This is a genomic window from Lysinibacillus sphaericus, from assembly GCF_015844675.1.
In the GTDB taxonomy this organism is placed as follows: Bacteria; Bacillota; Bacilli; order Bacillales_A; family Planococcaceae; genus Lysinibacillus; species Lysinibacillus sphaericus_E.
Genome location: NZ_LDGC01000049.1, coordinates 68,354 through 75,181, shown reverse-complemented (window position 1 = coordinate 75,181; position 6,828 = coordinate 68,354). Strand labels below are relative to the sequence as shown.

At 37.7% G+C, this 6,828-nt stretch carries 3 protein-coding genes and 1 rRNA gene; all 4 read right to left on the bottom strand.

Features of this window, described 5'->3' with window-relative positions; translation table 11 throughout:
• Positions 1 to 278: ribosomal RNA gene (locus tag ABE34_RS12925) — 16S ribosomal RNA — on the bottom strand; the annotation flags it as partial.
• Positions 279 to 840: 562 nt separating this feature from the next.
• Entirely contained in the window at positions 841 to 1,923 is a 1,083-nt protein-coding gene (locus tag ABE34_RS12920) for an HD domain-containing phosphohydrolase (protein ID WP_197142969.1), read from the bottom strand.
• A gap of 405 nt (positions 1,924 to 2,328) precedes the next feature.
• A complete protein-coding gene (gyrA, locus tag ABE34_RS12915) occupies positions 2,329 to 4,815 on the bottom strand; it encodes a DNA gyrase subunit A (RefSeq protein WP_197142968.1) in 2,487 nt (828 codons plus the stop codon).
• A gap of 25 nt (positions 4,816 to 4,840) precedes the next feature.
• Positions 4,841 to 6,775 (bottom strand): DNA topoisomerase (ATP-hydrolyzing) subunit B, encoded by a 1,935-nt coding sequence (gene gyrB / locus ABE34_RS12910; RefSeq protein ID WP_197142967.1) that lies wholly within the window; start codon positions 6,773 to 6,775, stop codon positions 4,841 to 4,843.
• Positions 6,776 to 6,828: the final 53 nt, after the last annotated feature.

Here is a 6,828-nt window from a genome sequence, read left to right as displayed (position 1 = left end):
TGAGCCGTTACCTCACCAACTAGCTAATGCGCCGCGGGCCCATCTTATAGCGACAGCCGAAACCGTCTTTCAGTATTTCACCATGAAGTAAAATAGATTATTCGGTATTAGCCCCGGTTTCCCGGAGTTATCCCAAACTATAAGGTAGGTTGCCCACGTGTTACTCACCCGTCCGCCGCTAACGTCAAAGGAGCAAGCTCCTTATCTGTTCGCTCGACTTGCATGTATTAGGCACGCCGCCAGCGTTCGTCCTGAGCCAGGATCAAACTCTCCATAAAAGAAATTTGATTAGCTCAAATTGTTTTGCTGGCATCATGTTTGATGTCCAAAATTTTGTTTCGTTCGCCAACTCAAGGTTAGCTACTAAAAACTTTATTGATTACGTTTTGCTTGTTCAGTTTTCAAGGTTCATTAATCATTTTTTCATTGTCACCTCTTGGCGACTCACTAATAATATCAAGAATCTAAAACTATGTCAACACTTTCTCAAAATTAATTAATAGTTTTTTAAAATCTATTATTCGTCTGCACCACTATGTTCAAAAGATTAGTCAGAGTGTGGGCAACTTCTGTAGCTTCGCTTTCGCTACGAAAACACTTGTAACTGCCGTTTCACTTACGTTACATAAAACACTTGCTGAAAGAAGTTAACTAATTTCAAAAAATTCAATACTCTATGTGACTTGGTTTTTATGAGATCCATCTTCTCGTACCTTAGCTCGCTTCATTTAAACGTTGAAGAATTTGTTGATAATTTTGTTTTATCACCTATATAATTTATCGATCGAAATAAAAATAAAAAAGGCGAACTCCAATGTTAATGAGTTGCCTTTCAACTATTTAGAAATTGGTTATAATACGCGAAATATAGAAAGTACGATTTTTACCTAAATCAAATATCTCTCCTGAGTGGCTTAATTTGATAAGTGGTCGAGTTGGTGCAAATTTATTTACAAACATCACTTCGCCTTGTTCCAGATTAGATAGTTCAACGATTGTCCCTATAGGAAGATCAGCAACAATATCTATTAGTGCACGTACTACTTTAATATCGAACTTCCCAAATTCAGACTCATTAATCATCTCTATGACTTTAAAAGGAGATTGCTTTGTTCTATACACTCGCTCACATGTCATTGCATGGAATACATCTGCAACAGCAATAATTTGAGCGAAAGTAGAAATATTAGCTATTTTTTCTCCATTCGGATAACCACTACCATTTAAACGCTCGTGGTGCTGGAAAATAGCCTCTTTCATTGTATCCTTTAAGATTGTTACATCTTTGACCATACTGTAGCTATAAATCGGATGCTTATAAATTTCATTAAACTCCTGCTCTGTTAATGTTGTTTTTTTATCGCGGATACGCGGATGAACTTTTGCCATTCCACAATCAGCTAATAACCCTCCAATTGCAACTTGAATCGTAATTCCTTTGTCATAGCCTAACTTTTGTGCAATCACCGAAGAAATCAATGCTGTTGCTACACAATGGTGGTACAAATAGTCTTTTGGATTTGAATACTCATTTAAATCAAAAATTATTGTACGATCTTCTAAAACCATTTCTAATAGTGGCAAAATAATTTTGCGTGCTTTCGCAATATCTACCTTTGCACCAGCTTCCCAGTTTTTAAATTCCTTTTTAAATAGTTCAACTGAATTGTCATAAATCTTTCTGAAAGTAGGTATAGGCTCTGTTGGAATAACTAAACCTGTTTCTTTTACTTCTGATTGAGTTTCTACACCTTCTTTATAAACAGGTACTCTTGAAATATTAAAAGCAAAAAAAACTTGTAAATGCTCGTGAGAAATTATTGTGTTTTTAAAAATTATTGGATATTGTGTATTAGCAAAAATATCTTCAGAAATTACTTTACCAATGCGTAACTCCGAAATTGGGACATGTATAGTTTCCACGCAATTTACTCCTCTTCACTATTTCACTTGCATAAATATAAGGATCAATTATGCCTCGGCATAATTGCGTCCGGAATCGGTTTTGTGCTTAGGCCTGCATGACGCAGGTCAGTTAGCCGTTATCGCATGGATGCGATGATTTTAGGCTAACATCCCCTAAGAACTCCTTACCGATTCTGTGACATCCGCCGGAGGCTTTGGGCCAACGTGATGTTGATTACTCAGTCGTTGCCACAGGACGTGGCGTTCTTAGACTGAGTTCCTCTGTTCGGTAGGTGTTTGGACACCCACTGAACGGAGCTAAACTTATTTTATCATGGAATTCAAAATAATTACTTATTTTTCATGATTTATGCTAAAAAACCGATGAACGACAAATGTTAGCTGTCGTCATCGGTCTTTTTATTATTCTTCTACTTGGGCATTTTCTTCGTTCAATTCTTCTTCGATTGATTCTTCTTCTTCTTCTTTTTCAACCTTCGCTACAGTTGCAACAAGCTCGTCATCGCCTAAACGAATTAAACGAACACCCTGTGTACTACGACCAATTAATGAGATATCATTCACATCCATACGGATTAGCATGCCGTTAATTGTGATCAGCATTAAATCTTCTGAACCATCAACCGTTTTTACAGCTACCATTGGACCGTTTTTATCAGTAATTTGAATTGTTTTTAATCCAACACCACCACGGCTTTGTAAACGATATTCCTCTTCAGATGTACGTTTACCGTAACCTTTTGCTGTAACAACTAAAATTTCCTGTTCCGGCTCAACGATTTCCATACCAACTACTTCGTCACCATCACGTAGTTTAATACCTCGTACACCACCTGCAGTACGGCCCATTGAACGAATATCATCCTCTTGGAAACGTACAAGCATTCCATCACGAGTACCGATAATCACTTGTTTCTCGCCATCTGTTAAACGAACAGAAATAAGATCATCATCTTCTCGCAAACTTATAGCTATTAAGCCGTTTGTTCGGATATTAGCAAATTGAGATACTGGTGTACGCTTTGTAATACCTGTTTTAGTAGTGAAGATAAAGTATGCATCCTCATCAAATGAAGCTACACGGATCATTGCGGTTACTTTTTCACCTTTTTCAATATTGAGTAAGTTAACAATCGGTAATCCTTTCGCTGTACGACCAAATTCCGGGATTTCATAACCTTTTGCTCTAAACACTTTCCCTTTTGAAGTGAAGAATAAAATTGTATCGTGTGTAGAAGTATTCATAAGATGCTCTACAAAATCATCTTCATTTGTGCCCATACCTTGTACACCACGACCGCCACGTTTTTGACTACGATATGTATTCGCAGCTAAACGTTTGATATAACCATTGTGCGTTAAAGTTACGACTGAATTTTCGACTGGAATTAAATCCTCGTCCTCAATCATTTCTAAACCGCCAGAAGTAATTTCAGTGCGACGTGTATCATTAAAGCGATCCTTTACCTCTAATATTTCAGTGCGAATAATATCAACAATTTTAGCCTCATCCGCTAAAATTGCTTTTAATTCAGCAATTAATATTTGAAGCTCTTGGTATTCTGCTTCAATCTTTTCACGCTCTAATCCACTTAAACGAACTAAACGCATATCTAAAATAGCTTGCGCTTGGCGTTCAGATAAATTGAATCGCTCCATTAATTGAGGTTTCGCTTCATCACCACTACGTGAACCACGAATAATAGCAATAATTTCATCAATATGATCAAGAGCAATACGTAAGCCCTCTAAAATATGTGCACGATCTTCCGCTTTCCTTAAGTCAAATTCCGTACGACGACGAATAATAACCTTTTGGTGCTCTAAATAATGATGCAACATTTCTTTTAAGCCCATTACTTTAGGCTGACCATTTACTAATGACAGCATATTAATACCGAAGCTCGATTGCATAGCTGTTTGTTTATATAAATTATTTAACACTACATTGGCATTTGCATCTTTACGAATTTCAATGACTACTCGCATACCACGTCGGTCAGATTCATCACGTAAATTTGTAATACCATCAATTTTTTTATCGCGTACAAGCTCTGCTATTTTTTCAATAAGCTTAGCTTTATTCACTTGGTATGGTAATTCATGAATAAGAATTGTTTCTCTACCATTTGATTTTTGTTCAATCTCTACTTTTGCACGAATAATGATAGAGCCACGACCTGATTCGTAAGCACGGCGAATACCGCTACGACCTAAAATTAAGCCACCAGTTGGGAAATCAGGTCCTGGAATAATTTCCATCAATTCTTCTGTTGTGATAGCTGGATTTTCTGAAAGTGCTATCACTGCATCTATCGTTTCCCCAAGTTGATGTGGCGGAATATTTGTCGCCATACCAACTGCAATTCCTGCCGCTCCATTTACTAATAAGTTTGGATAGCGACTAGGCAGGACGATAGGTTCCTTTTCTGAACCATCATAGTTATCTGTATAGTCAATTGTGTCTTTATTGATATCACGAAGCATTTCCATTGCAATACGAGACATACGTGATTCTGTATAACGCATCGCTGCCGCTCCGTCGCCATCGACAGATCCAAAGTTACCATGACCATCGACTAACATGTAACGATAGCTGAAATCTTGCGCCATACGTACCATTGCATCATAAATAGATGAGTCACCATGTGGGTGGTATTTACCCATTACGTCCCCAACAATACGTGCTGATTTTTTGTACGCTTTATCTGCTGTATTCCCTAGTTCCTGCATGCCATATAAAATACGGCGATGTACAGGCTTTAATCCATCTCGTACGTCTGGTAATGCACGAGAAACGATTACACTCATCGCATAATCGAGGAAGGATGTTTCAATTTCTTTTGTTATATTAACTCCTTTAACACCGGAGCGTTCTTGTTCTGACAAAGTGTAGACCTCCTCTCAAGAAAAATTAAATATCTAAATTAGCGTATACTGCATTCTCTTCGATAAATTGACGACGTGGTTCAACTTCATCGCCCATTAAACGCTCAAATGCTTGGTTTGCTTTAATTGCATCATCTAATTCTACTTGTAACAATGTGCGGTGCTCAGGATCCATTGTAGTTTCCCAAAGCTGCTCTGCATTCATTTCTCCAAGACCTTTGTATCGTTGTACATTTGGTTTTGGCATTTTCGGTAACCGTTCTAAAATCCCTTGAAGAGTAATATCATCATAGCAATACTCAACATGTTTACCTTGCTTAACTTGATAAAGAGGTGGCTGTGCAATATAAATATAACCTGCCTCAATGAGAGGTCGAAGGAAACGGAAGAAGAATGTTAAAAGTAATGTACGGATGTGCGCACCATCAACATCGGCATCTGTCATAATAACGATTTTATGATAACGAGCCTTTTCTAAAGAAAACTCTTCACCAATACCTGTGCCAAATGCTGTAATCATTGCACGGATCTCTGCATTCGATAAAATTTTATCTAAACGTGCTTTTTCTACGTTAAGGATTTTACCACGTAACGGTAAGATTGCTTGGAAGTGTCGGTCACGTCCAGATTTTGCAGATCCTCCGGCAGAGTCACCCTCAACGATATAAATTTCGCATTCAGATGGATTTGTAGATGAACAGTCAGCTAATTTACCTGGCAAACTCGATACTTCAAGTGCATTTTTACGACGTGTAAATTCACGTGCTTTTTTTGCAGCAACACGTGCACGAGCAGCCATTAAACCTTTTTCTACAACCTTACGAGCAACAGTTGGATTTTCTAACATAAATCGTTCGAAACCATCTGAGAACAAGGAGTTAGTAATTTGGCTAACTTCAGAGTTACCAAGCTTCGTTTTTGTTTGTCCTTCAAATTGTGGATCTGGATGTTTAACCGAAACAATAGCCGTTAACCCTTCTCGAACATCTTCACCAGTAAGATTTGCATCTGACTCTTTTAAAAGTCCATTTTTTCGTGCGTAATCATTAATAACACGTGTTAGAGCCGTTTTAAAACCAGACTCATGTGTACCGCCTTCATACGTATTAATGTTATTAGCAAATGAAAAAATATTAGAAGAGAATCCAGCGTTATATTGCATAGCAATTTCAACTGAAATACCATCCTTTTCTCCAAGAACATCTATCGGATCATGGATTGGCTCTTTAGATTGATTCAAATGCTCTACATAAGAACGAATACCACCTTCATAATGATACGTAGTAGAACGTTCTTCACCTTCACGTTCATCAGCAATTGTAATCTTAATACCACGATTCAAATAAGCTAATTCACGAATACGATGTGCTAAAATGTCATATTCATAAACAGTCGTTTCTTTAAATATTTCAGGGTCTGCTTTAAAACGTGTAGTTGTACCGTTACGATCTGAATCACCGATAATCATTAAATTTTGAATCGTTTTTCCACGTTCAAATTTAATTTCATGAATATGACCTTCACGATGAACTTGAACGATTGTCTCGACTGATAGAGCATTTACAACAGATGCCCCTACACCATGAAGACCGCCTGAAACTTTGTATCCTCCACCGCCGAACTTACCTCCAGCATGGAGCACTGTCATAATAACTTCAACAGCAGGCTTACCCATTTTCTCTTGAATACTTACGGGAATACCACGACCATTGTCCTCTACACGAATCCAATTGTCTTGTTCTATCGTTACTTTTATATCTGTACAAAATCCTGCAAGTGCCTCATCAATACTGTTATCGACAATTTCCCATACTAAATGGTGAAGCCCTTTAGAGCTTGTTGAACCAATATACATCCCTGGTCTTTTACGTACAGCTTCTAATCCTTCTAATACCTGTATCTGATCAGCTTCATAAGCTTGATTTTGTAAACCTTCGTTCTCTATAGCCACGGCTTTCATCTACTCCTTCATAACATCATTGTGTGTAAATGAATGAACAGTCAACCGAGCTG

What these genes read in the sequence shown, in the direction of transcription:
- gyrB (WP_197142967.1), bottom strand. Translation starts at nt 6,775, where the DNA reads ATGAAAGCCGTGGCTATAGAGAACGAAGGTTTACAAAATCAAGCTTAT.